General features: G+C 63.9%; 22 protein-coding genes. 13 read left to right on the top strand and 9 right to left on the bottom strand.

All coding sequences use genetic code 11. The features are described 5' to 3' along the window. Positions 1-303: 303 nt before the first annotated feature. Positions 304-936 (top strand): invasion associated locus B family protein, encoded by a 633-nt coding sequence (locus tag RX327_RS27635; protein WP_050383911.1) that lies wholly within the window; start codon positions 304-306, stop codon positions 934-936. Positions 937-1,530: 594 nt separating this feature from the next. Here RX327_RS27635 and RX327_RS27630 read toward each other — a convergent pair. Further along, positions 1,531-2,382 (bottom strand): class II aldolase/adducin family protein, encoded by an 852-nt coding sequence (locus RX327_RS27630; RefSeq protein ID WP_317247694.1) that lies wholly within the window; start codon positions 2,380-2,382, stop codon positions 1,531-1,533. Positions 2,383-2,511: 129 nt separating this feature from the next. On the opposite strand from RX327_RS27630, the gene RX327_RS27625 reads away from it, so the two are divergent. Further along, positions 2,512-4,008 (top strand): M81 family metallopeptidase, encoded by a 1,497-nt coding sequence (locus RX327_RS27625; RefSeq protein WP_317247693.1) that lies wholly within the window; start codon positions 2,512-2,514, stop codon positions 4,006-4,008. Next, the gene (locus RX327_RS27620) at positions 4,005-5,015 is read left to right on the top strand and encodes a glutathione S-transferase N-terminal domain-containing protein (protein ID WP_050383910.1); all 1,011 of its coding nucleotides are present in this window, start codon (positions 4,005-4,007) and stop codon (positions 5,013-5,015) included. The genes RX327_RS27625 and RX327_RS27620 overlap by 4 nt, the downstream gene beginning before the upstream one ends. 39 nt (positions 5,016-5,054) lie before the next feature. On the opposite strand, the gene RX327_RS27615 is transcribed toward RX327_RS27620, so the two are convergent. The 5 genes from RX327_RS27615 to RX327_RS27595 all read right to left on the bottom strand — a co-directional run bounded on the left by RX327_RS27615 (position 5,055) and on the right by RX327_RS27595 (position 11,027). After that, positions 5,055-5,684 carry a 2-hydroxychromene-2-carboxylate isomerase gene (locus tag RX327_RS27615; protein ID WP_050383968.1) on the bottom strand — a complete coding sequence of 210 codons (630 nt, stop codon included), beginning with the start codon at positions 5,682-5,684 and terminating at the stop codon, positions 5,055-5,057. 506 nt (positions 5,685-6,190) lie between these two features. Next, positions 6,191-8,113 (bottom strand): NAD(P)/FAD-dependent oxidoreductase, encoded by a 1,923-nt coding sequence (locus tag RX327_RS27610; protein WP_317247692.1) that lies wholly within the window; start codon positions 8,111-8,113, stop codon positions 6,191-6,193. Positions 8,114-8,122: 9 nt separating this feature from the next. Continuing rightward, a complete protein-coding gene (locus tag RX327_RS27605; RefSeq protein ID WP_050383908.1) occupies positions 8,123-8,896 on the bottom strand; it encodes an SDR family NAD(P)-dependent oxidoreductase in 774 nt (257 codons plus the stop codon). Next, on the bottom strand, positions 8,893-9,534 hold the full coding sequence (locus tag RX327_RS27600) for a TetR/AcrR family transcriptional regulator (RefSeq protein WP_317247691.1): 642 nt from the start codon (positions 9,532-9,534) through the stop codon (positions 8,893-8,895). The genes RX327_RS27605 and RX327_RS27600 overlap by 4 nt, the downstream gene beginning before the upstream one ends. After that, positions 9,531-11,027 (bottom strand): AMP-binding protein, encoded by a 1,497-nt coding sequence (locus tag RX327_RS27595; protein WP_317247690.1) that lies wholly within the window; start codon positions 11,025-11,027, stop codon positions 9,531-9,533. The genes RX327_RS27600 and RX327_RS27595 overlap by 4 nt, the downstream gene beginning before the upstream one ends. A 171-nt stretch (positions 11,028-11,198) precedes the next feature. On the opposite strand from RX327_RS27595, the gene RX327_RS27590 reads away from it, so the two are divergent. The 10 genes from RX327_RS27590 (at position 11,199) to RX327_RS27545 (ending at position 20,149) form a co-directional block, all read left to right on the top strand. Next, a complete protein-coding gene (locus tag RX327_RS27590; protein WP_317247689.1) occupies positions 11,199-12,458 on the top strand; it encodes an ABC transporter substrate-binding protein in 1,260 nt (419 codons plus the stop codon). Between the two features lie 98 nt (positions 12,459-12,556). Continuing rightward, positions 12,557-13,459: a branched-chain amino acid ABC transporter permease gene (locus RX327_RS27585; RefSeq protein WP_317247688.1), complete on the top strand. Its 903-nt coding sequence runs from the start codon at positions 12,557-12,559 to the stop codon at positions 13,457-13,459. Further along, complete coding sequence (locus tag RX327_RS27580; protein WP_317247687.1) at positions 13,456-14,484, top strand: branched-chain amino acid ABC transporter permease; 1,029 nt, start codon at positions 13,456-13,458, stop codon at positions 14,482-14,484. The genes RX327_RS27585 and RX327_RS27580 overlap by 4 nt, the downstream gene beginning before the upstream one ends. Further along, the gene (locus tag RX327_RS27575) at positions 14,481-15,260 is read left to right on the top strand and encodes an SDR family NAD(P)-dependent oxidoreductase (RefSeq protein ID WP_028336901.1); all 780 of its coding nucleotides are present in this window, start codon (positions 14,481-14,483) and stop codon (positions 15,258-15,260) included. The genes RX327_RS27580 and RX327_RS27575 overlap by 4 nt, the downstream gene beginning before the upstream one ends. A 2-nt stretch (positions 15,261-15,262) precedes the next feature. After that, the gene (locus tag RX327_RS27570; protein ID WP_317247686.1) at positions 15,263-16,021 is read left to right on the top strand and encodes an ABC transporter ATP-binding protein; all 759 of its coding nucleotides are present in this window, start codon (positions 15,263-15,265) and stop codon (positions 16,019-16,021) included. Then, a complete protein-coding gene (locus RX327_RS27565; protein WP_317247685.1) occupies positions 16,018-16,734 on the top strand; it encodes an ABC transporter ATP-binding protein in 717 nt (238 codons plus the stop codon). The genes RX327_RS27570 and RX327_RS27565 overlap by 4 nt, the downstream gene beginning before the upstream one ends. A gap of 110 nt (positions 16,735-16,844) precedes the next feature. Beyond that, a complete protein-coding gene (locus tag RX327_RS27560) occupies positions 16,845-18,044 on the top strand; it encodes a CaiB/BaiF CoA transferase family protein (RefSeq protein WP_050383902.1) in 1,200 nt (399 codons plus the stop codon). A 14-nt stretch (positions 18,045-18,058) separates the two neighbouring features. Next, complete coding sequence (locus tag RX327_RS27555) at positions 18,059-18,835, top strand: enoyl-CoA hydratase/isomerase family protein (protein WP_050383901.1); 777 nt, start codon at positions 18,059-18,061, stop codon at positions 18,833-18,835. After that, positions 18,836-19,291 carry a MaoC family dehydratase gene (locus RX327_RS27550; protein WP_317247684.1) on the top strand — a complete coding sequence of 152 codons (456 nt, stop codon included), beginning with the start codon at positions 18,836-18,838 and terminating at the stop codon, positions 19,289-19,291. It begins immediately after the preceding gene. Between the two features lie 3 nt (positions 19,292-19,294). After that, positions 19,295-20,149 carry a CoA ester lyase gene (locus RX327_RS27545; RefSeq protein WP_317247683.1) on the top strand — a complete coding sequence of 285 codons (855 nt, stop codon included), beginning with the start codon at positions 19,295-19,297 and terminating at the stop codon, positions 20,147-20,149. A gap of 86 nt (positions 20,150-20,235) precedes the next feature. Here the strand turns inward: RX327_RS27545 and RX327_RS27540 are convergent, their stop codons facing one another. The 3 genes from RX327_RS27540 to RX327_RS27530 form a co-directional block, all read right to left on the bottom strand. Further along, positions 20,236-21,387 carry an OpgC domain-containing protein gene (locus tag RX327_RS27540; protein WP_028336894.1) on the bottom strand — a complete coding sequence of 384 codons (1,152 nt, stop codon included), beginning with the start codon at positions 21,385-21,387 and terminating at the stop codon, positions 20,236-20,238. A gap of 165 nt (positions 21,388-21,552) precedes the next feature. Beyond that, positions 21,553-21,828 carry a hypothetical protein gene (locus tag RX327_RS27535; protein WP_317247682.1) on the bottom strand — a complete coding sequence of 92 codons (276 nt, stop codon included), beginning with the start codon at positions 21,826-21,828 and terminating at the stop codon, positions 21,553-21,555. A gap of 158 nt (positions 21,829-21,986) precedes the next feature. Further along, complete coding sequence (locus tag RX327_RS27530) at positions 21,987-22,625, bottom strand: XRE family transcriptional regulator (protein ID WP_317247681.1); 639 nt, start codon at positions 22,623-22,625, stop codon at positions 21,987-21,989. Positions 22,626-22,698 lie beyond the last annotated feature (73 nt).

Below are 22,698 nucleotides of genomic sequence, written 5' to 3'. Positions count from 1 at the left end.
CGGCGAGCTTAGTTGAAAACGCGCCCCGCGGGCAAATCACGGGAGCAAGGTGGAGGCGCCGGACTACCATTTGCGTTGTTGCTTGTTCGCGGCCTTGTTCGAGGACATGGCTTCACGTGCAATCGCCCAGAAATACCCGCCGCAGAACGCAACAAATCGCGACAATCACGCCGGCGGCGATCAACTCTTGCATATCAGCGGTTCTCCAAGTAGCTGTATCTCGGATACGTGGGAAATATACCCACGAATATGCCGACGAAAAGGCAGACCGGTTTCGGGACGTAACGAGGCGGAGCGAATGCAATGGTGATGGTCAGCGCAGCAGACAGGCGTCTTCGGGCGATCGTCGCTCTCGTCGTCATGGCCGGCGTCGGTTCGGCGCAAGCCGCCCGAACTCCCGATGCTTCGGATGCCAGTGGGAGCACCGTCTCCATGCAGATCGATACGCGGAGCCAGACGTCCGCGATGGATGGCGTTGTCCGCGCCGTCCAGATTCCCAAGGGTGCTTCCGCGATCAGCGAAACCTACGGAGACTGGATCGTCAAATGCCAGCTCGACGGCGGGGCCAAGCTGTGTACCCTCGGACAGACACAACTCGCCAAGGAGACCAATCAGCAAATCTTCGCCATCGAACTGATTCCCAGGGACGGAAAGGCCGAAGGCAACATATTGATGCCGTTCGGGCTGAAGTTCGACGCCGGCGCCGTCCTCAGGCTGGACGGCAGGGATCTGGAGCAGACACGCTTTTCCACCTGCACGGCGCAAGGTTGCTTGCTGCCGGTATCCTTTCCCACGGTCGTGACCGACACTATCAGCAAGGCCAAAACGCTCACCGTTGCCGCGCAGAACATCAGCAACGGGCAGGCCGTCGTCTTTAACGTCCCCCTTAACGGCTTCGCCGCGGCGCTGGAGCGCACCATTCAGCTCGGAAGCTGAGCGGCGCGACGCTCCGTGCCCACCGCACGATGGCTGCGACAAATCACCCCGACGGGCAAAATCCCGCTTCCGTCGTCGGGCAAATCAGTGATCCAATTCCGCCCGTCTCACCCGATTGAGGGGCGCTTCGCGGTCGTCACGAACGTGGGTCGAGATGCGGTGGACGCCGATTGCGCAACTGACGAGTGCGCATGAAGCGGACGGTGAAGTCGTGTGGTTCTGACGCCCTAGCGGCAGGTGTCTCGTCGCGAAATGCGAATGCGTTTTGCGAAGGCGGTGACAAACAAGCCCAGTCTCGCCGGGGAGAGCACGAAGTAAGCCGTAACCCATCGCGCAGGGAAAGCCGGGTTGTTTCCGGTTACACCTGTGGTCCTACCCCCGAGCTTTCTACCCATTGCTCGGGGCCCATGGGTGCGATCGGCACCCGGCTTTCCCTGCGCCCTCTGCAAGCAAGAGGGCGAGACGAAGAGCAAAGCTCGGACGATTCATGTCGCGAGAATGCGAAGCTATGAGCACTGACAGCGCAACACACTCAGTGTCGTCCCGGCGAAGGCCGGGACGACGAATGGAGAAAGCCTGCGCCGGCTTTCGCTCTCAATCCCGATACGACGGATCTGCCCGGTCGAGCTTGCGCAGCAGCGCGGGCCAGGCGAGTTCGCCGTTGCGGGCGGCGCGGCCGGGCTTCGGCAGCATCCGCTCATAGGTGTCTTCGAGGATATTTTGCGGCGGATAGATCAGCTTGGTGTTGCAGGACAGCGCCATCACCTGGGTCTGGCAGGCGCGCTCAAGGCGGAACAGCACGTTGAAGGCGGCTGGCACGGTGCGGCCGACGACCAAGAGGCCATGGTTGCGCAGGATCATCGCCTCGTTGTCGCCGAGGTCGCGGACCAGGCGTTCGCGCTCGTCGACATTGTCGGCGATGCCCTCGAAGTCGTGATAGGCGATGTGCAGGAAGCGCATCGAGGTCTGTGCCAGCGGCAGCAGGCCGCATTCCATCGCCGAGACCGCCATGCCGGCCGGGGTGTGGGTGTGCGCGACGCAATCCATGTCGTGCTTGGCCATGTGGATGGCGCTGTGAATGACGAAGCCGGCCACATTGACGTCGTAGTCGGTCGCGTTGAGCAGCGTGTTGCCCTCGACGTCGACCTTGATCAGGCTGGAGGCGTCGATCTCCTCATACAGCATGCCGTAGGCATTGATCAGGAACTGGTCGGTGGTGCCGGGCACGCGGCAGGAGATGTGGTTCGCGATCATCTCGGTCATGCCGTACATCGCCGTCAGCCGATAACAGGCGGCAAGATCGACGCGGGCCTGCCACTCCTCGGCGCTCACCTGCTCGCGAACCGATTTGACGACCTTGATCGCGGGCGAGCTGACGGGGGGATTTATGGCGCTCTCTCCTTGAGAAATCTGCGGGGCCGCGGCCCGATCGTTGCGGCGGACCATAGCAGAATCCGCGCGGCGGCAAGCTGCGCTGCGCCTGCGTATTTGCAGGTCTGGCGGGCAAAAACCGAATGCGGATTGGCGCGCCGCGCGTTCAATGCCACAATGCGGAAAACAGCCGAGGCGCACCAAATGAGCGATCGCAAGATACGTATCGCCGTCCTGCATTTCTCCCACGAAACCGTCTCGTTCCTGCCGAACGAGACCACGCTCGACGACTTCATCTATCCGGGCTCGCCGGCCAGGGGCGAGGCGCTGCTGCAGTTCGATCCCAAGAACTATATGGGCGGCTTCGTGCAGGTGGCGCGCGAGTTCTCCGAGGTCGAGCTGGTCGGCATCGAATCCCCGCTCTGGCCGAAGACCTACACCGGATCCGGCTGGATCACCGAGGAAGCCTATCGCACCTTCACCGGCAAGATGATCGCCGGATTGAAGGAGGAGGGACCGTTCGACGGCGTCTATCTGTGCCTGCATGGCGCGATGGCCGTGCGCGGCGTGCCGCGTCCCGAAGCCGATCTGGCGCGGCAGGTCCGCGACGTGGTCGGCCGCTCCGCCTTCATTGCGGCGACGTTCGATCCTCACGGCAACGAGGATGAGGCGTTCCTCGAGCAGGCGGACATGGCGTTCGCTGTCAAATATTTCCCGCATTATGACGCGCATCTGCAGGGTGAACGCGCAGCGCGCATGCTGGTGCGAGCGATCCGCGGCGACTACAAGCCGGCGCACAGGACGATCAAGGTTCCTGTGATCTCGCCCACTGTGCTGCAATGGACCGGGGCGCGTCCGTGGATGGACCTCGTGCAGCGCGCGCTGATCTGGGAGGCGCGCGAGGTCGACGTCTACGTCAACATCTTCTTCGGCTTCCCGTTCGCCGACGTTCCCGATGTCGGCATGACCGTGCAGGTTCTGACCAACGACAATCCAAAGCTCGCCGAGCAGGTCGCGCGCGATCTCGCCGGCACGATCTGGCGGCTGCGCGAAGCCTTGCTGCAATCGACCAGGCTGTACGGCATCACCGAGGGTGTTGCGCTGGCCAAGCAGGCCGTCGCCGCTGGCAACACACCGGTGGTGCTGGCCGATCACAGCGACCGGTCGGGGTCGGCGACCTGGCTGCTGCGTGAGATCATCGCGCAGGACCTCGCCAACACCGTGATCGCGACCATTACCGACGCCAGGGCGACCGCAAGCCTGAAGGCCGCCGGCGCCAAGGCCGGCGATGCCTTCGACATGGAGATCGGCGGCCGCGCTGACGAGTTGGCGGGCGATCCGGTTTGGATTCAGGGCACGGTTTCGGCGGCGGGCGAGGGCTATGGCCAGTTCTGGGTCTGCGTGCGCTTCGGCCGCAACAATGTGCTGATCCTGTCCACCTATCTGGTGCAGGTTATGGAGCCGTTCTCGCTGAAGGCGCTGGTGCCCGACATCGGCGCCTTCGACGTGATGGCGATCAAGTCTCGGGTCCATTTCCGGCGCGGCTTCGACGACAATGGATTTGCCAAGACGATCCTCGTGGTCGAACCCGACGAGCCGTTCCTCGGCACGACGCGGCTGGACAAGCTGCCGTACAAGAACGTCGATCTCGCGCAGTTCTATCCGTACGGCAAACCGGCGTTTTTGGAGCCATCGTCATGACAGGGGAACGCTATCGCCTGATCGGCTCGACCGCCTCGCCCTATGCGATCAAGTTGCGCGCGCTGATGCGCTACCGGCGGATTCCGCACGATTGGGTGATCATGACCAAGGCGCTGCGCGAGGCGACCGCGCATCTGAAGCCGATGCTGATCCCGGTGCTGCAATATCCCGACGGCAGCTACCGCGGCGAGACCACGACGCTGGCCTATGATCTGGAAGTGCGCCACCAGGGACGCTCGGTGATCCCGGAGGACAAGGCGGTCGCATTCGTCTGCGACCTGCTTGAGGACCTCGCCGACGAATGGGCGGTGAAGCCGCTGTTTCTTTATCGCTGGTGGGATCCGGAAGATCAGGCCTATGTCTCGCGCTGGGCCGGCGAGGAGTGGTCGACATCGGAGGCCGAGGCCGGCAGCCGCGAGGAGATCGAAGAGTTCCGGCAGCGGCAGATTTCGCGCATGGTCATTCTCGGCGCGACGGATGAGAACAGGCCGCTGCTGGAGGAGAGCTACCGGCGCACGCTTGCGGCGTTCGAGCCGCATGTCGGCATGAAGAGCTATCTGTTCGGCAGCCGGCCGTCGCTGGCGGATTTCGCCTGGTTCGGCCAACTCAGCGAGATGGCGACCGACCCGACCCCGATGCGGATCATGCGCGAGCGTGCGCCGTTCAGCGATCACTGGGTGCGGCGGCTCGACGATGCGTCAGGTGTCGAGGGCGACTGGTATCGGCGTGAGCAGGCGCTTGGCGGGTTCGCCGAGGCGCTGCTGCGGATCGCCGGCGAACTTTATCTACCGTTCCTGGCCGCCAATGCGGATGCGTTTGCGAAGGGCCTCGAGCGGCTCGAGATCAATGTCTGGGGACTGCCCTATGCACTGGCGCCGTTCAAATATCAGGTCAAGTGCCTGCAGCAGTTGCGCGAGAAGTTTGCCGCGCTCGATGCCGGCGATCGCGCGGCGTTGCAGCCGGTGCTGGAACGCACCGGGTGCTGGGCCATTCTGGTTGGAGGCTGATCGATCAGCGACGATAGGCAGATTCGAAACGATCGGCGTCTACGTCTGGTGCCGGCTGCCAAGCGCGATCGCGATCGTCTCCGGCTGCTTGATCCGCTCGATCAGCATGTCGATGCGGTCGCCGCCCCAGAACAGCTCGCCGTTGAACACCATGCTGGGCACGCCGAACACGCCGAGCGCTTCGGCCTCGTCGATGATGCGATCATGTTCGGCGCGGGCAGGGCCGCGAACATAGGCCTCGAAGGTGTCGGCAGAACCACCGACCGCGGCGATCACGCCGGCAATCTCAGTCAGGTCGTCGATTTCCAGCTCGTGATTCCAGAACTTCCGGAACACCGTATCGTGATAAGGCCCGAACAGCCCGTGACGCTGCGCGAACAGCATCCCGGCGCTGGCGTAGAAGGCGTCGTATATCCGGCGCGGGCCCTTCATGGTCAGTCCCTGCGCGTTGGCGAACCGGCGCGCATCCATGTAGGCGTAGCGCACCTTGCGCCAGAAGTGCGGTGTACGCTCCTCGACCGTGCCCATGAATTCCGGAATGCGCAGCGTGTAGGGCAGCCATTCCAGCTCGACGCCGTATGTCTCCTCGAGTTCGAACAGCCCCTTGTTGGCGACATAGGCATAGGGAGACTTGTAGTCGGTGTAGATTCGGACCCGCGGCTTTTCCATCATCATTCCTCATCTCGTCGCGACAATTGTTCCCGATCCCGTGCGGGGGCGCAATGCGGCGTGATGAAGGGGAGGTCGCGGGCAAACGAACGGGCCCCGGTGCAGTCAAGCATCGCGGGGCCCTGCTACTTCGTTTTAGCGAAGGATGTCTGGTATCGACCAGTCGTGTTTCGGGACCTAAAAGCGCGTGGCCTTTGCGCTCCTGTCCTGCGGATATGTTCAGATTGTCGGTGGCGCACGCGGCTAGCAGCTGCTGTTTGCCTCAACGTGCACCGAGACCTTGCCGCTGAGCAAGGTCGCTGGCTTGCGCCGGTGGCGTCATGCTCCTCTCCAAGGGTGGGCCGACGGACATCTGTCCGCTTCAGCTGCCTGACGGCCGATCCCATAATCGTCCGTCAATTCCTGCGACGCGAGGAGCAAGCGCTCCAGCACCCCAACAGGTGCAGTCAGCGAAATGCTGCGGCAGTTATGGCCATCTGTCAAGTTAACGAGCGAGGGAATTCAGGTCAGGAGTCCTGTCGCGACTTGGTCTTTCGATATTGGGTGAAATCCGGATCGTGCGTCATCTTCCAATAATCGACGAAACGCCACGGCATCGCCGAGAACACGCGGCCACTGCTGTTGCGGTAGTAGGTGCTCATGCCTGGATGGGTCCAGATCATTTGCTCATGCTCGGCGTCGACGTCGCGGATATACGCGTCATGCGCGTCGGGATGCACGTCGATCGCGGCGATGTCTCGTTCGATCATGTCGACGAGACACGCCGAGATGTAGCGGCTCTGGCATTCCGACTGGAAAATGACGCTGCCGCCATGGGCCGGCCCTGAATTGGGACCGAGCATCAGAAAGAGATTGGGGAAATCAGGCACGGTGAGGCCGAGATAGGCGGTCGGATTGTCGTCGCGCCACGCCTGCTTGAGGTTCTTGCCGTCACGCCCGGTGATATTGAGACGCGCCGCCATCTCGGAGACTTTGAAACCGGTCGAGATCACGATGACGTCGTGCTGCCGCGATGTGCCGTCGGCGGTGACAATTCCGTCTGCAGCGAAATGGTCGATCTTGTCGGTGACCAGCTCGACATTCGGCCTGGTCAGCGTCTTGAACCAGTTGTTGTCGAGCAGGATGCGCTTGCCATAGGGCGGATAGGTCGGCACGCATTTCTCGATCAGGTCGGGTCGTCCCTGCAGTTCCGACAGGATGAAGTCGGTCAGCTCCTGGCGGTGCCGGTCGTTGCCCTTGTTGACGGCGCGCTCGGGATGCGGCCAGGCCGGGTCCTTGCGGAGGAAGGGCAGGAGGCCATCGCCGTAGCGCCAGAACATGTTGAAGCGATACCACTGCACATAGAATGGCAGATGCGCCAGCAGCCAGCGTGCGCCCTCGCTGATCGGGTCGGCATAGCCCTTCACCGGCCGAGCCCATTGCGCGCTGCGCTGGTAGACCGTGACCGAGGCTGCACGGCCGGCGATCGCGGGCACGAGCTGCATCGAGGTGGCACCGGTGCCGATCACGGCGACGTGCTTGCCCTCGACGTTGACGTCGTCGGACCACAATGCCGAATGCACCTTCAAACCCCTGAAGTTCTCGTCTCCCTCAAAGCGGGCCGGCAGAGGGTCATTGAGCTGGCCGATCGCGCTGACCAGCGCGGTGGATTCGAAGGTCTCTTCGCCGCGCGCGGTTTTCAGCGTGGAGATCCAGCGTCGCCTGCCTTCGTCCCAGCGCGAGGCGACGAGCTCGGTATTGAGGCGGACGTGCTGGCGGATGTCGTATTCGCGCACGACCTTCAGCAAATAGCCGAGCAGCTCCTCGCGCTGGCAGAAGTAGCGCGTCCAGGCATTGCGCGATCCGAACGAATACGAATAGGAGTGGTTCGGCGTATCGACGCCGCAGCCGGGATAGCGGTTGATCCACCAGGTGCCGCCGAGTTCTTCGTTCTTCTCGACGATGGTGTAGGGGATGCCGAGATGGCCGAGCGCCACGCCGAGCGCGATGGCACAGACGCCGGCGCCGACGATCAGCACGTGCTGGTCCGCAAGCTTCTCGTCGGAAGGGCGCGCCGTCCAGCGTGCCTCGCGCGCCACGAAGCCCATCTCTTCGCGCATCAGGGGCGCATATTCCGGCGCGACGTTCTCGCCGAGGCAGGCGCGCATCATCCTCAGCAGCAATTCCTCGCCGGGGTCGGTGATGACGGGCTTGGGGGTGCCGTTCGCGCACAGGTTCAGGACCGCGGCGCGGATCTCGTCCTGGATCTCCCGGGTAACCCCGGCCTCGGGATCGGGGATCAGGCGGATATCGCGCTTGGGCAGGTAGGGCGGTTCCAGCCACTTCTCGTCGCCGGTCATGTGCACCAGCACCATCAGCAGGCAACGGATATCGCCCTCGGCGATCGCGGAGGACAGATCGAGGTGTTTGCGCGGAAGCTCGATATTCATGCGTTGTCCTTAGCTGCGTGGGGCTTCCGGCAGGCCGCCATAGGCGGCCCAGGTGGTGCCTGCGATGTAGCCGGCATCGACCGGCAGGTTGATGCCGGTGACGCCGCTGCTCTGCGGGGAGAGCAGCCAGGCGATCGCCTGCGCCACTTCGATCGGCTCGACCAGCCGGTTCATCGCGGTCGGCCGCGCCAGCAGATCCTTGTTCAGGGCGCCCGATGCGATGCCGGCCTCGAGCGCTGCCGTGCGGGTGAAGCCGGGCGACACCGCGTTGACGCGGACGCCGGAACGGCCCCATTCGGCGGCGAGCGTCTGCGTGATCTGGATGACGCCGGCCTTGGCCGCGGTATAGGCGTGGATCGGGCCCGACGTCATGCCGGCCACCGAGGCGACGTTGACGATCGCGCCATGCCGACGCTTCGCCATGGCGATGCCGACGCTGCGCGCGACCAGGAAGGTGCCGCGCAGGTCGATATTGACCTCGCGGTCCCATTGCTCCATCCGCACCCGTTCGATCGAGTGCATCTTGCCGAACACGCCGGCGGCGTTGACGAGGCCGCTGATCGGACCATGCGCGGTCTCGATATCGGCAATGCCTGCGACAACGGCGCTCTCGCTCGCGACGTCGAACGGCGCCGGCCACAGGACGGCGGCTGTTCCAACCAACGGCTCGGGCGCGATGTCGACGATGACGACGCGATGCCCCTGATCGGCGAGCAGCGTTGCGGTCGCCGCGCCGATGCCGCGGCTGCCGCCGGTGACCAGGATGGTGCCCTCAGCGCTCATGATTTTCTTCCCTTGTCGCTGGTGGTGAACAGGCCGCGGGTGACCAGCTTGTGGTAAGCCGTGATCACATGATCGGGAACGGCGGTGACGCCGCTTTCCGAATAGGAATAGCGGCGGCTGAGATAGCCGCGCGCACCCATCAGCATATGGACGATCGCCTCGAATTCCTCATCGCTGTAGGCGTTGGTCGCACCCGCGGCCCGTGCGCGTTGCAGGATCCGCACATAGGCACTGGAGATGTTGTCGAGATGCTTCTGATACCCGGTCGGAGCGAAGAACTCGGCCTCGTTGAGGATGCGCAGAAATTCCGGCACCTCGCGGATGAAGTCGAAGAAGGCGGAGAAGCGCGCGATCTCCTGCCGTGCCGCATCCGCCGTGCCGGTGCGAGCGCGGATGAATTCGACCATGTCGAGACCGATCTTGGGCAGGAGCTGGTCGAGCAATTCCTGGCGGTTCTCGAAATGGTTGTAGAAGGTGCCCTGCGCGACGCCGGCCTGTTCGGTGATGCGGGCGACCGAGGCTTCGGCATAGCCGTATCTGCCCACGACCTTGGTGGCGGCCTCGAAGATCTTCTGCTTGGTCCAGGCGTTGCGCTCGACGCGGTTGAGCTTCGTCACCTTGGCGTTCACTTGCGTCATTCAGACGTCTCCAGCTCGGCGCGCAGCACGCGCTTGAGGATCTTTCCGCTTGGATTGCGTGGCAGGCTGTCGCGGACGACGAGCTGCCGCGGCACCTTGAAGCCGGCGAGCCGTGTCCGGCAGTGGTCGGTGAGACTGGGCAGGTCGAGCTTGGCGCCGTCAGCCAGCACGACGATGGCGACCGGCCGCTCGCCCCAGCGCGCATCGCGCAGGCCGATCACGGCGACCTCGCGCACCTCGGGCAGATCGTAGATGACGCGCTCGACCTCGGAGGAGGCGATGTTCTCGCCGCCGGAGATGATCATGTCCTTCTTGCGGTCGGTCAGGTACAGAAAGCCCTCGTCGTCGATATAGCCGACGTCGCCGCTGCGGAACCAGTCGCCGAAGAAGGCCGAGGCCGTCTTGTCCGGATCCTTCCAGTAGCCGCGCGTGATTTTCGGCCCCCGCAAGCAGATCTCGCCGTTGTGGCCGGCCGGCAGGCGCTTGCCGTCCTCGTCGCGGATCTCGATCTCGACATGGGCAATGGCGCGGCCGGTGGAGCCGATCTTCCCGATCTCGCGGCCGGCTTCCATAAAGGTGTCGCCGCCGACGGTCTCGGTGAGGCCATAGGCGTCGATATAGCGCGCGTTGCAGAAGTATTCGGAGAAGGCGCGGATGCGCAACTCCGGCGTCTTCTCGCCGCCGCCGATCGCCCATGTCAGGCTGGAGACGTCGTAGCGATCGCGGGTGGGACAGGTGAGCATCGCCGTGGTCATGACCGGCGCGAACCAGGCGGCGTTGAGCCTCTCGCGCTCGATCGCGGCGAGTGCAGGTTCAGGCTCGAAGGCGCGATGAATGCACAGCAAGCCGCCATGCCAGAGCACGGCGATGCCCGGCAGGTCGAGTGCACCGACATGATAGAGCGGGCCGACCACGAGAAGCCGCGTCTCGGCACTGAGGCCGAGCGCAATCGTCTGGTCGGCGGACTTCCAGTAGAAATTATCGTAAGAGAGCATCACGCCCTTGGGGCGGTCGGTCGTGCCCGAGGTGTACATCAGCCGCATCAGGTCGCGCGGCCGGCGCACGTGGATCGGCGCCGGCGCGATGTCGGGCGCAAGGTTGGCGACGCTGGACTGAGCGACCTCATCGAGCAGCACGACCGGTGCGCCGCCGGTTGCGATCGCGGCAAACTCCTCGTCGGCGACCAAGAGGCGCGCGCCGGCATTGCCGACGATGTAGCCGACCTCATCGCGCGAGAGGCGGAAGTTGATCGGCAAGAACACTGCGCCGAGATGACTGGTGGCAAACACCAGTTCGAGGAATGCCGCGCTGTTCTTCATCAATACGGCCACGACGTCGCCGGGCGCGATCCCGCGCGCCGCGAGCCAGCCGCCGACCTGCCGGATCCGCAGATCAAAGTCGGCGTAGGAGACGTCCTCGCCGCGATATTTCAGCGCACAGCAGTCCGGAGTCCGCCGGGCATGAAATGCGATGAAGCTGGAAAGGTTGATCATTTGCCGCCCGCGGGGCCGATTCCGGCGCCGTTTTCTCCCTGGATGAATTCTGACTCGTAATTCATCTTTGGCTTGACGTCACCCCCCTACCTCTGAAAACATCGTGGTCATGGAGACGGAACGATCTCCGGCAGGGATTTTGGGAACGCGAACCCGACAGGGAGGGGAATGATGAAGAGGACCCGGAAACCGGGCATCACCCGGCGCTCGACGCTGGCGCTGATGGGCGCCGGTGCGATGAGTGTTGCCGCGCCCTGGGTGGCGCGTGCGCAAGCCAAGACCATCAAGATCGGAATGCCGACGATCCTGTCGGGCCGCGTCGCGCAGCTCGGCACGTCCTCGCGCAATGCGGTGATGCTCGAGGTCGAGAAGGTCAACGCTGCCGGCGGTCTCGCCGGCCGGCAGATCGAGATGGTGATCCGCGACTCCAAGGGCCAGCCGCAGGAAGCGGCCCGCGTCGCGCGCGAGCTCGTCAACACCGACGGCTGCGAGATGCTGCTCGACGGCGAAGCGTCGTCGGGATCGTTCGCTGTTCACGAAGTGGCGCGCGATCTCGGCGTGCTCTGCATCCATACCTGCTCGGAAGCGTCATCGCTGACCGCCGATCCCAAGCAGCGCATTCCCAACGCGTTCCGTACCGCGCGGCAGGGCGTGCACGACTCCATCGTCGGCGGCAGCTATGCCGCGGCGATCGCCAAGGCGAAGGGCTTGAAGAAATGGGCGACCTGCTCGCCGGATTATGCCTATGGCCGCGACACCACGGCGGAGTTCACGCTGTACCTGAAGCGCTTCGCGCCCGAGGTCGAGATCATCAGCGAGTCCTGGCCGAAGCTGTTCCAGCCTGACTACACCGAGGTGGTGACGAAGATCCTGCAAGCCAAACCCCAGGCGCTCTATTCCTGCCTGTGGGGCGGCGATCTCACCTCCTATATCGACCAGGCCAACATCTACGCGATGTTCGGCCAGATGGAAGTGTTCGCGGTCAATATGGCTGACTACACTGCGCTCACCGTGGTGAAGAACCTGCCCAAGGGCATCCACTCCGGCAACCGTTACATCAAGACCTTCCCGACCACGCCGGAGAATGCTGCCTGGGGCGATGCCTACAAGGCAAAGTTCAATGAATATCCGACCAACTGGTCGTGGGAGAATGCCACCGCAATCATGTTCCTCAACGAGGCCGTCAAGAAGGCGAACTCGGCCGACGGCAAGAAGATCGCAGAGGTGCTGAAGGGCCTCACGATCAAGTGCCCGTTCGGTGCCGACGGCACCGTGACCATGCGCGGCGACGATCACACCCTCGTCGGCTACGCCATCGGCTGGGGCACGACGATCCCACAGGAGCCGTACGTGCCCGAAGTCAAGGCCGGGGACTGGAAGACCATCTTCGAGCTGGAAGCCGAGTGGAAGAAGAGCAAGGGCTATACCTGATCGGCATGTCGGGCGGCGGCGGCAATTTGCTGCCTCCGCCTCGCATCTGATGTTTGTCGCGCGCCGACGTTGCGGCCCGCCGTAATGGATGATTCTCCGTGGATCTCGATGCGCTTGCCGGCTGTCTCTCCAGTTCCGCATGCCTAGTGACGCAAACCACCAGCGGCCTCATCATCGGCATGCTGCTGTTCCTCGTCGCCGTCGGGCTGACGCTGATCTTCGGCGTGCTCAAGGTGGTCAATTTCAGCCACGGCGCCTTCTACATGTTCGGCGCCTATTTCGCGATGACGGCCTATCAGCTCACCGGCAGTTTTGCGCTGGCGATGCTCGCGGGCGCGGCCGGCACCGCGGTTCTCGGCCTGATCTTCGAGCGTGTCTTCATGAGCCGCGTCTATGGCGCCGACGTCCTGATGCAGCTCCTCGTCTGCTACGCCTTCGTGCTGATCTTCGACGACATCGTGCGCATCATCTGGGGGCCCGAGTTCAAGGCGATGGGCATGCCGGCGGCCTTCCAGGTGATGCCGCTGTTCATCGCCGGCGGCGTGGTGCCGCCTTATTATCTGTTCTTGATCGGGGTGGCGCTCGCCGCGGCGGTTGTTCTTGGCCTGGGGCTGGCGCGCTCCAGGATCGGCAAGGTGATCCGCGCGGCCGCGCACAATCCCGGCATGGTCTCGGCGCTCGGCATCAACACCGGCCTGATCTATGGCGGCGTGTTCGCGCTCGGCGGCATGCTGGCGGGGCTTGCCGGTGCGCTCGCAGCGCCGGTGCGCTCGCTGACTCCCGGCATGGGCTTTTCGGTGTTGATCGAGTCCTTCATCGTCACGGTGATCGGCGGCATGGGCTCGATCCTGGGCGCGCTGATCGGCGCGCTGCTGCTCGGCCTGATCCGTTCCTTCGGGTCGCTCGGATTTCCCCTGTTCACGGAAGGCCTGATGTATCTGTTCATGGTGATCGTGCTGGTCTCAAAGCCCACCGGCCTGTTCGGCAAGGAGGCGGCATGACCGAGCTGGAGGCCGGGCAGGGCACGCAGCCCCTCGATGTTGCCCGGATCGACGCCAGGCCGCAGCGTTACCGCGATGTCCTGATCGCGCTGGTGGCCTTTGTCGTGCTCGCGCTGCTGCCGTTCATCTTCGGCAGCAAGCAGCTGCTCGACTTCGTGATCCGCTGCGCGGCCTATGGATTGTTCGCGACGTCGCTCAACCTTCTGGTCGGCTATACCGGTTTGATCTCGTTCGGCCACGGTATGTTCTTCGGCCTCGGTGCCTATGGTTTCGGGCTGATGATGCAGAAGACCGGCGTGCCGATCCCGGTGGCTTTCGTCGCCACGCTGGCGATGACCCTGGTCGTCGCCGTAGTCATCGGCGCGATCTGCGTGCGGCTGAAGGAGATCTATTTCGCCTTTGTCACGCTCGCCTTCCAGATGCTGATCCACTCGACCATCCTGTCCTGGGCCTCGTTCACTGGCGGCGATCAGGGCCTGCGCGGCGGCATCCCGCGGCCCGTCTTTCTCGGCATCGATCTGTCCAATCATGTCCATCTCTATGTCACGAGCTGCGCGCTGCTCATCCTCGGCCTGCTCGCGATGCGCCAGATCGCGCAGTCGCCGTTCGGCTACACGCTGCGCATGATCCGCGACAACGCCGCGCGCGCGAGCTTCCTCGGCATCGACGTCTGGCGCGCAAAACTCACCGTGTTCGTGCTGGCCGCGCTGTTCGCCTCGATGGGCGGCATGGTGATGGCGCTGTTCGTGTCGGGTGCCTATCCGGAGTTCGCCTATTGGACGATCTCGGGCGAGGGCATTTTCATCAACATGCTCGGCGGCGTCTCGACGTTCCTCGGCCCGATGGTCGGCACCGTGTTGCTGCTTCTGCTCAACGACACCGTGACGCGGTTCACCGAGTATCATGGCATCGTGCTCGGCGTGGTTATCCTGTTCTTCGCCATTGGCCTGCGAAAAGGCCTGATGGACTTTGTCGTCGAATGGTTCGCGCAGCGTCGCGGAGAAGTCGGGGAGCGGGCGCCATGACTGCACAGATGCGGATCAGCGTCGTTACCGGCGGCGCCAGCGGCATCGGCGCGGCGTGCGTGCGTGAGCTCGCAGCGGCCGGTGATCTCGTCGCCGTCGTCGACCGCGACATCGCCAAGGCGCAGACGGTTGCGGCGGAAGTCGGTGGCAAGGCGTTTGCGGCCGACGTGGCGGACGAGCGCAGCGTCGAGGCCTGTGCGGCCGCGATCGAGCGCGACTGCGGCCCGGTCGCGGTGCTGGTCAACAGCGCCGGCATCATCCAGGTGCCGGCCCGTCCGCACGAGCTGCCGATGACCTCCTGGGACGACGTCGTGCGCGTCGACCAGCGCGGCACCTATGTCGCCTGTGTTGCCTTTGCGCGGCAGATGATCGCGCGCAAGCGCGGCAGCATCGTCAACATCGCCTCGATCGCCGGCATGCGCTCGATGCCGTTGCATGCCTATGCGCCCGCCAAGGCGGCGGTGATCGCCATTACCGAGTGCCTCGCTGCCGAATGGGGGACCTCCGGCATCCGCGTCAATGCCGTGTCACCCGGTTACACGCTGACGCCGGCCTTGAAGAATGCCATCGATCGCGGAGAGCGGGATGTTTCCGCGCTAGCAGCCAATGCCGCACTTCGTCGCCTCGTCGACCCCTCGGAAATTGGCCGCGTCGTCGCATTCTTGGCCTCCGATGCGGCTTCGGCGATGACCGGCGCCAATGTGCCGGTCGATTGCGGCTGGCTTGCCGGCACGTCGTGGAGCACCTATGGCGGCCTGCGGGAGGCGAGCGGCTAGCCATGCTGGAGATTCGCGGACTCTCGAAATCCTTTGGCGGCGTCAAGGCGACCGACAACGTCTCGCTCGACTTCGCCGACGGTTCGCTCACCGCCGTGATCGGTCCCAACGGCGCCGGCAAGAGCACATTCTTCAACCTGATCACGGGCGCGCTGCAACCTGATGCCGGGCAGATTTTGCTCAACGGCGTCGACATGGCGGGCAAGGCCCCGCCCGAGATCGTGCGGTACGGCATCGGCCGCGCCTTCCAGGTCGCGAGCATCTTCAAGTCGCTGACGGTAGAGGAAACCATGCTCGCCGCCGTCAGCGCCGATCAGCGCCGCGCCGGCGTGATGCATCGCCGGTTTCCGCTGGCCGAGACCCGCGACCGCGCCGAGCATGCGATGGAACTGCTCGGCCTTGCCGGTAAGCGCAACCGGACCGCGGCGACGCTGTCGCATGGCGACCAGAAGCTGCTCGACATTGCGCTCGCGCTCGTGCTCGAACCGAAGGTGCTGCTCCTTGACGAGCCGACCGCGGGCATGGGGCCGGAAGAGCGCTGGCGCATGATCGACAAGGTGCGCGAGCTCTGGGAGATCCAGAAGATCACCGTCGTCTTCATCGAGCACGACATGGATATCGTGTTCAAGATCGCACCCAAGATCGTCGTGCTGTGCTACGGCCGCATCCTCGCCACCGGCACGCCCGACGAGATCCGCAGGAATGATGCCGTAATCGAGGCCTATCTCGGCAGCGACGACCATTCGGGAGCGGTGGCATGAGCGCGCAGCCGGTGGTGCAGGTCGCCGATCTCGATGTCTATTACGGCACCAGCCAGATCCTGTTCGGCGTCGCGCTGTCGGTGCGGCAGGGCGAGACGATGGCGCTGCTCGGCCGCAATGGCGCCGGCAAGTCGACGACGATGAAGGCGATCATGGGGCTGGCGCCGCCGCGGCGGGGCAGGGTGAGCCTGCGCGGCCAGGTGGTCTCGGGAATGAGGCCGTATCACATCGCGCGCGCCGGCCTCGGCTTCGTGCCGGAGGATCGCCAGATTTTTCCGGAGCACACGGTGGAGGACAATCTCGTCATCGGGAAGAAGAAGGGACCGGACGGCCAGGACGAATGGCCGATCCGCCGCGTCTATGACGTGTTCCCGCTGCTCGAGCCGCTGCGGCACCGGATCGCCGGAAGGCTGTCCGGCGGCGAGCAGCAGATGCTGGCGATCGCGCGCACGCTGATGGGTAATCCGGCGCTGCTGCTGCTGGACGAGCCGAGCGAGGGGCTCGCGCCGATCATCGTGCAGCGGATCGGCGAGCTGTTGCGGCAGCTCCGCGGCACCGGTGCCACAGTATTGATCGCCGAGCAGAACATGCATTTCTGCCTGGGGCTCGCAAGCCACGCCACCGTCATCGACAAGGGCCAGATCGTCTACACATCCTCCATCGAAGAGCTGAAGGCCAACAACAATGTCCGGCAGCGCTATCTGGCGCTGTAGGGCATGATCCGGGAAAAGCGCGCAGCGGTTTTCCCTCGCGACAAGCGCGCAGCGTTTGCGCGGGGATCATGCCCAAAGGACAGGGCTCTTCGGCAGCGATGGGAGGACAAATGGCGGGCAAGCTGACGCCGACGCATGAAGCGCCGTATCGCGGGCTGAAGGTACTCGATTTCGGGCAGGGGATTGCCTCGCCCTATTGCGCGATGCTGCTCGGTGTCTACGGCGCCGACGTCATCAAGGTCGAACCGCCGGAGGGCGACTGGTCGCGCTATCTCGGCACGACCTACGGCAATCATACAACGCTGTCGGCAGTCTACAACCGCGGCAAGCGCAGCCTGTGCCTCGACATGAAGCACAAGGACGGGATCGCGATCGCGCAGCGGTTGGCGCGCGAGGCCGACGTGCTCATCGAAGGATTTCGTCCCGGCGTCGCGGAGCGGCTCGGGCTCGGCTATGAGGGCCTGTCGCGCGACAATCCCGGCCTGGTCTACCTGTCGGTCAGCGGCTTCGGGCAGAGCGGGCCGTATGCCAAGCGGCCCGGCTCGGATTCGGTGGCGCAGGCGTTCTCGGGGCTGGTCTCGGTCAATCTCGGCGCCGATGGCGTGCCGCATCGGGTCGGTACCACGATTTCCGACGTCGTCACCGGCGTCTATGCGTTCCAGGCCATCGCCACGACGCTATTCGCGCGTGCGACCGTCGGCACCGGCCGCTGGATCGACGTCAATCTCTGCCAGTCGACGTCGGCGCTGCTCGGCCACAAGGTGGCGGAGTTCATCCTCGAGGGCGGCGCGCCGCGCGCGCTGAACGTTCCGGCCGGCACCTACCAGACCCGGGACGGCTGGATGATGGTCACCCTGGTGAACGAGCCGCAATACAAGCGGCTATGCGGTGCGATCGGCCGTGAGGACCTCGCCGGCGACCCGCGTTTTGCCGACTTCGCCCGGCGCGCCGATGCTGCCGATGCGCTGATCCCGCAATTGCGCGAGGTGTTCCTGACCCAGGCGACGGACGCCTGGCTGACCCGGCTGCATGCGGCCGATATCATCGCAGAGCGGATCCTCGATCCCGGCGAATGGCTGCGCAACGCCCATGTCGAGGCGACCAGCGCGTCGGTGCGCCAGGACACACCCGGCGTCGGCGCGGTCTATTCGCCGCGCACGCCGGGGATCGCGAGCCTGTCCGAGGATCACCTTTGCCCCGCGCCTGACGTCGGGCAGGATAGCCGCGCCGTGCTGACGGAGGCTGGCTTCGGTTCCGCCGAGATCGATGGCCTGCTGCTCTCGGGCGCCGTGCGACAGGCCAAGAGCTAGGGAGGCAATACATCATGAGCACCGACCTCGTTCGTTACTCGGTCACCGACCAGATTGCGGAGATCGTGCTGGATCGGGCGCCGGTGAATGCGCTCAGCATTCCCCTGATCGACGCGCTGCTGGCAGCGCTGGCGAAGGCGCGCGAGGACGACGCGGTGCGCGCCGTCATCATCAGCAGCGCCTACAAGGTGTTTTGCGCCGGCCTCGATCTCGACATCGTCAGGGGCAAGCCCGCGATCGAGACCAAGACATTCCTCGAGCGGCTGTATTTCGCGCTGAACGATACGCAGTACCGCATGGGCAAGCCGACGATTGCGGCGATCGATGGCGCGGTGCGCGCCGGCGGCATGACGATCGCGATCTCCTGCGACATGATCGTCGCGGGCGATGGCTCGACCTTCGGCTATCCCGAGATCGATGTCGGCCTGATCCCGGCGATCCATTTCGTGCAGTTGCCGCGGCTGGTCGGAAAGCACCAGGCATTCGGCCCGCTGTTCCTTGGCGAGCCCTTCGATGCCGCGACCGCCTTTCGCATGGGCCTGCTCAGCGAGGTGGTGCCGAAGGGCACTGCGCTCGCGCGCGCCCGCGAGATCGCACGCAAGCTCGCGGCGAAATCGCCGATCGTGATGAAGATCGGCCGCGACGCCTTCATGCGTGCGGTCGATGCCGATTTCCGCCGCTCGGTGGAAAACACGGCGGAAAGCTTCGTTGTGGTCGCATCGACGGAAGATTGCCAGGAAGGGCTGAATGCGTTCGTCGAGAAGCGGACGCCCAACTACAAGGGACGGTAAATGGCAGGATTGTATTTCGAGGAGTTCGAGATCGGACAGGAATTCCATCACGAGTTCAGCCGCACCGTCACGGAGATGGACAACACCATGTTCAGCCTGCTGACGCTCAACCCGCAGCCGCTCCACATCGACGCGCATTTCGCCGAGAAGACCGAGTTCGGCCAGCGCATTTTCAACAGCCTTTACACCCTCGGCATCATGATCGGCATGACGGTCTATGATACGACCATGGGGACCACCGTCGCCAATCTCGGCATGACCGACGTCAAGTTCCCGAAGCCGGTGTTTCACGGCGACACGCTGAAGGCGCACACCAGAATCATCGGCAAGCGCGCCAGCAAGTCGCGGCCCACCCAGGGCATCGTCGAGTTCGAGCACACCATGACCAACCAGCGCGGCGAGGTGGTGGCGAGCTGCCGCCGCACCGGCCTGATGCACTGCAAGCCGAAGGCGTAAGCGATGCGATCGTTCCTGTTCGTTCCCGGCGACAGCACCCGGAAGTATGAAAGCGCGAAGAAGACCGCAGCCGATGCACTGATCCTCGACCTCGAGGATTCCATCGCGCCGGACCAGAAGGTGGTTGCGCGGGGCATCACGCGCCAGATGCTCGATGCGCGCAATCCGGAGCAGAAGCTTTATATCCGCGTCAACGCGCTCGACACCGATCTGACGCTCGGCGATCTCGCCGCCGTGATGCCCGGTAAACCCGATGGAATCGTGCTGCCGAAATGCGCCGGTGCCGCCGACGTCAACCGGCTCGCACTCTATCTCGACGCATTCGAGGCCGCCTCTGATATCGCGCAGGGCACCACGCGGATCGTGACGGTCGCGACCGAGACGGCGCGGGCGGTGCTGAAAATCCTCGATTTCGAGAACATGAGCCCGCGGCTGTGGGGCATGATGTGGGGCGCGGAGGATCTCGCGGCCTCGCTCGGGGCAACGCGCAACCGCAGTGACGGCCGCTATCACTCGCCCTTCATCCTGGCGCGCGATCTCTGCCTGATCGGCGCGGCCGCCGCCGGCGTCGTCGCGATCGACACCATCGCGACCGACATCAACGATCTCGATGCTTTGAAGGCCGAGGCGGTCGCCGCGCGCCAGGATGGCTTCCTCGCCAAGGCGCTGATCCATCCCAAGCATGTCGACATCGTCAACGCGGCCTTCGAGCCGACGGATGAGGAAATCGCATGGTCGGAGCGGGTGATCGCCGCGTTCGCCAATAATCCATCGGGGGTCGCCAAGATGGACGGCAAGATGCTGGACAAGCCGCATCTGCGCGCCGCCGAGAAGATCCTGGCGTCGCGCCGGAAATAATCGGGGAGGCCGGCTCGATACCGCGATGTTGCGCGATAGCGAGGCGCGGCTGCGGCGGTCGTTGACGATCGACTGAACCGCAGGAATCAAGAATGAGCGACGGCCGACTTGCCGTCCTGCTGCTTCGACCACGAGACGTAGTAGGCGACGGCCGTCATCGCCGCGATGCCGGCGATGCTGACCGCGACCTGCCTTGCCAGTGAGTATGGACCCGTAATCAGGATCAGGTGCGCAGCGAAGGAGAGGAAGACGCCTGCACAGAACACGGCCAGCCATTCCTCGCCACACTTGATGATCGGCTGCAAGGCGTGAGATCGCAAGTAATCCCAGTCGCGAGGCACTAGCCAGCTGAACAGGAATGTCAGGACCAGGAAATGCAGGATGCGATGAGGCGCGACATCCTCCCGGTCGTTTGGCAGCAGCACATCGCTCAGCCCGCTCGGCATCATTTGCGCGAGTGCCGGGATATCGCTGCTCGAGACAATCGTCAGGGCGAACAGCAGATACAGCAACGCCATGGCGCGCAGCGCGGGAGCAGCCTGCATCGCGCGGATCGCGGGCGCATATCGCGCGCCGATCAGCGCGAGCCAGCCGCCCATCATGAACAGCAATTGCCAGCAGAACGGATTGAGGTACCAGTCGCCATACGGATATGACGACAGGTTCCAGTCGAGCAGCCGACCGGCCGCATAGAGGGTCACGGATGCGACGACCGTCGCGTTCGGCACGTACAACAGCCCGAACACGATGATGGGCTGGAACGCCATCAGGGCAATAGTGAGTTGCAGTACGTCGAGGTTGAGCGGCTTGGCTTGCAGGAACAGGCCGTAGATCAACGTCCGGATCGGGTGATCGATGAAGCCGGTGATGTTGAACTCGCTGATGATCTCGGGCGCCGCGGTCCGGGTAGCGACATAGCTGATCAACTCGACATAGATCACGAACAGAACGATATAGGCGGCATAGAGTTGCCATACGCGCTTGAAGATGCGAGTTGCGGCGACCAGGAATCCACGTTCCAGCGTCATCCTGGCGTAGATGAGCGTCACTGCGTAGCCGCCGACGAATACAAAAAGGTCGGTTGCGCCGCTGAAGCCGAAGTTGCGCATGGTCAGCGCGCCGACGACGTTGTGCGGAATATGGTCCAGAAACAGAAACCAGTTTGCGATGCCGAGCAGCAGCGCGATCCTGAGATCGCCATCGGCTTTCGCGATCTCGGCGTTTGTTGTCGAAGTCATCTGAAGCTGAAATTTTGCCGGCCCGAGAAACGAATCGCCAATCTAGAGGGAACCCGCGCCTGGTCCGAATAGACTTTGCGTGAACCCTATCTAGTCTGTTTCGGGTTCCGGCCAAGTGGCCGGCTCAAGAAAGATCACGTTTTCGCAATCAACTCGTGAGCGGTGTCAGACCGGCTCGTGTTTGCGCAGGTCGCGGGCGTGATCCAGCGTATTGGCTTGCAGGTTCGCGCCGGTCAGGGGGAACTCAGGCAAGGCGGCCTCGGCCAGCAGGTCGTCCGTGACATCCTCGACCGAACGCTCGGCAATCTCGTGAATGAAGCTGATGTTCGTATATTCGCCCGAGGCGATTCGTGAGACGACGTCGCGTCGTGTGATTTCGGGATCGACGACCGCCTCGCGGCCGCGCCGCCCATATTCGATCATCACGACGAAATAATGCATTGCCTGATCGTTCGATGTTCTGACTGTCACCCATTATTTCCGATAATCGGAAGTATGTCAAGGTGAATTGTCGAAAACCGAAATTCAGGCATGCATGGCCGGACCGATTCATCCCGAAGGCGTCCGAATCGGTCCGGCCGGTCCCTGGAGCGGCGCGGTTACTTCTCGGACGATCGCCCGCCCTGCGTCCGGGCGGATTTGCGACCCTTCGCCGCCGATTTGCCGCGCAGCCTGTCGATCTGGCCGCGGGGCAGGGTGACGCAGATTTCGCCGATCCATTCGAGCTTTACGCCGTTGATCGGCTTGGCGTTAAAGCTCTTGAGGTTGACGGTGCCGGACGAACTGCCCCGCTCGATGGTCTTCAGATAGCGCTCGCCGGTCTTGAGGCGGACCACCGCCTCTTCGCCGTAGAAGCTCGACAGCGGATGGCGCTGGTCCTTGTAGACCACGATCACGTCGCCGCTCTCGTATTTGGGCAGCATCGAATCGCCCACGATCTCGAAAGCGACGGTCTCCTCCGTCATCGGGAACGGAAGCTCGATTTCGCCGAGACCCTCCGGCGGGACCTGCTCGAGCTCCGGCTGGATCGAGGCGCCGGCGCCGACCCGGCCCACGATCGGCACCGAATTCAGCTCCAAATACTCCATGATCGGGGCAATCTCGGATGCCTTGATCAACCTTATTCCGGACAGGATTTCGGAGACCGCCCCGGCCCGAACCCCCATCGCGCGGGCAAGCCCGCCTTTGCTCTTCCCAGTCTTTTCCAGTGCTCGTTCGATCAGCGCCGCGTCCAGCATGTTTCATCCTTTCCCAAACCCGGACACATTATATCCGTTACGATTATCAGAAACAAGCTTGACTTTTTCTTCG

Origin of the sequence: Bradyrhizobium sp. BEA-2-5 (assembly GCF_032918025.1) — a bacterium.
GTDB classification, from domain to species: domain Bacteria; phylum Pseudomonadota; class Alphaproteobacteria; order Rhizobiales; family Xanthobacteraceae; genus Bradyrhizobium; species Bradyrhizobium pachyrhizi.
Note: the sequence above shows the minus strand (reverse complement) of the source record. Positions and strands in the feature narration are given on the sequence as shown.

Excerpts from the sequence above, each read along its gene's own strand:
- RX327_RS27635 (WP_050383911.1), top strand. The coding sequence starts at position 304 with ATGGTGATGGTCAGCGCAGCAGACAGGCGTCTTCGGGCGATCGTCGCT.
- RX327_RS27570 (WP_317247686.1), top strand. The coding sequence starts at position 15,263 with ATGCTGGAGATTCGCGGACTCTCGAAATCCTTTGGCGGCGTCAAGGCG.
- RX327_RS27595 (WP_317247690.1), bottom strand. The coding sequence starts at position 11,027 with ATGATCAACCTTTCCAGCTTCATCGCATTTCATGCCCGGCGGACTCCG.
- RX327_RS27540 (WP_028336894.1), bottom strand. The coding sequence starts at position 21,387 with ATGACTTCGACAACAAACGCCGAGATCGCGAAAGCCGATGGCGATCTC.
- RX327_RS27555 (WP_050383901.1), top strand. The coding sequence starts at position 18,059 with ATGAGCACCGACCTCGTTCGTTACTCGGTCACCGACCAGATTGCGGAG.
- RX327_RS27620 (WP_050383910.1), top strand. The coding sequence starts at position 4,005 with ATGACAGGGGAACGCTATCGCCTGATCGGCTCGACCGCCTCGCCCTAT.
- RX327_RS27530 (WP_317247681.1), bottom strand. The coding sequence starts at position 22,625 with ATGCTGGACGCGGCGCTGATCGAACGAGCACTGGAAAAGACTGGGAAG.
- RX327_RS27575 (WP_028336901.1), top strand. The coding sequence starts at position 14,481 with ATGACTGCACAGATGCGGATCAGCGTCGTTACCGGCGGCGCCAGCGGC.
- RX327_RS27590 (WP_317247689.1), top strand. The coding sequence starts at position 11,199 with ATGAAGAGGACCCGGAAACCGGGCATCACCCGGCGCTCGACGCTGGCG.
- RX327_RS27550 (WP_317247684.1), top strand. The coding sequence starts at position 18,836 with ATGGCAGGATTGTATTTCGAGGAGTTCGAGATCGGACAGGAATTCCAT.
- RX327_RS27600 (WP_317247691.1), bottom strand. The coding sequence starts at position 9,534 with ATGACGCAAGTGAACGCCAAGGTGACGAAGCTCAACCGCGTCGAGCGC.
- RX327_RS27610 (WP_317247692.1), bottom strand. The coding sequence starts at position 8,113 with ATGAATATCGAGCTTCCGCGCAAACACCTCGATCTGTCCTCCGCGATC.
- RX327_RS27560 (WP_050383902.1), top strand. The coding sequence starts at position 16,845 with ATGGCGGGCAAGCTGACGCCGACGCATGAAGCGCCGTATCGCGGGCTG.
- RX327_RS27605 (WP_050383908.1), bottom strand. The coding sequence starts at position 8,896 with ATGAGCGCTGAGGGCACCATCCTGGTCACCGGCGGCAGCCGCGGCATC.
- RX327_RS27535 (WP_317247682.1), bottom strand. The coding sequence starts at position 21,828 with ATGCATTATTTCGTCGTGATGATCGAATATGGGCGGCGCGGCCGCGAG.
- RX327_RS27615 (WP_050383968.1), bottom strand. The coding sequence starts at position 5,684 with ATGGAAAAGCCGCGGGTCCGAATCTACACCGACTACAAGTCTCCCTAT.
- RX327_RS27545 (WP_317247683.1), top strand. The coding sequence starts at position 19,295 with ATGCGATCGTTCCTGTTCGTTCCCGGCGACAGCACCCGGAAGTATGAA.
- RX327_RS27565 (WP_317247685.1), top strand. The coding sequence starts at position 16,018 with ATGAGCGCGCAGCCGGTGGTGCAGGTCGCCGATCTCGATGTCTATTAC.
- RX327_RS27630 (WP_317247694.1), bottom strand. The coding sequence starts at position 2,382 with ATGGTCCGCCGCAACGATCGGGCCGCGGCCCCGCAGATTTCTCAAGGA.
- RX327_RS27580 (WP_317247687.1), top strand. The coding sequence starts at position 13,456 with ATGACCGAGCTGGAGGCCGGGCAGGGCACGCAGCCCCTCGATGTTGCC.
- RX327_RS27625 (WP_317247693.1), top strand. The coding sequence starts at position 2,512 with ATGAGCGATCGCAAGATACGTATCGCCGTCCTGCATTTCTCCCACGAA.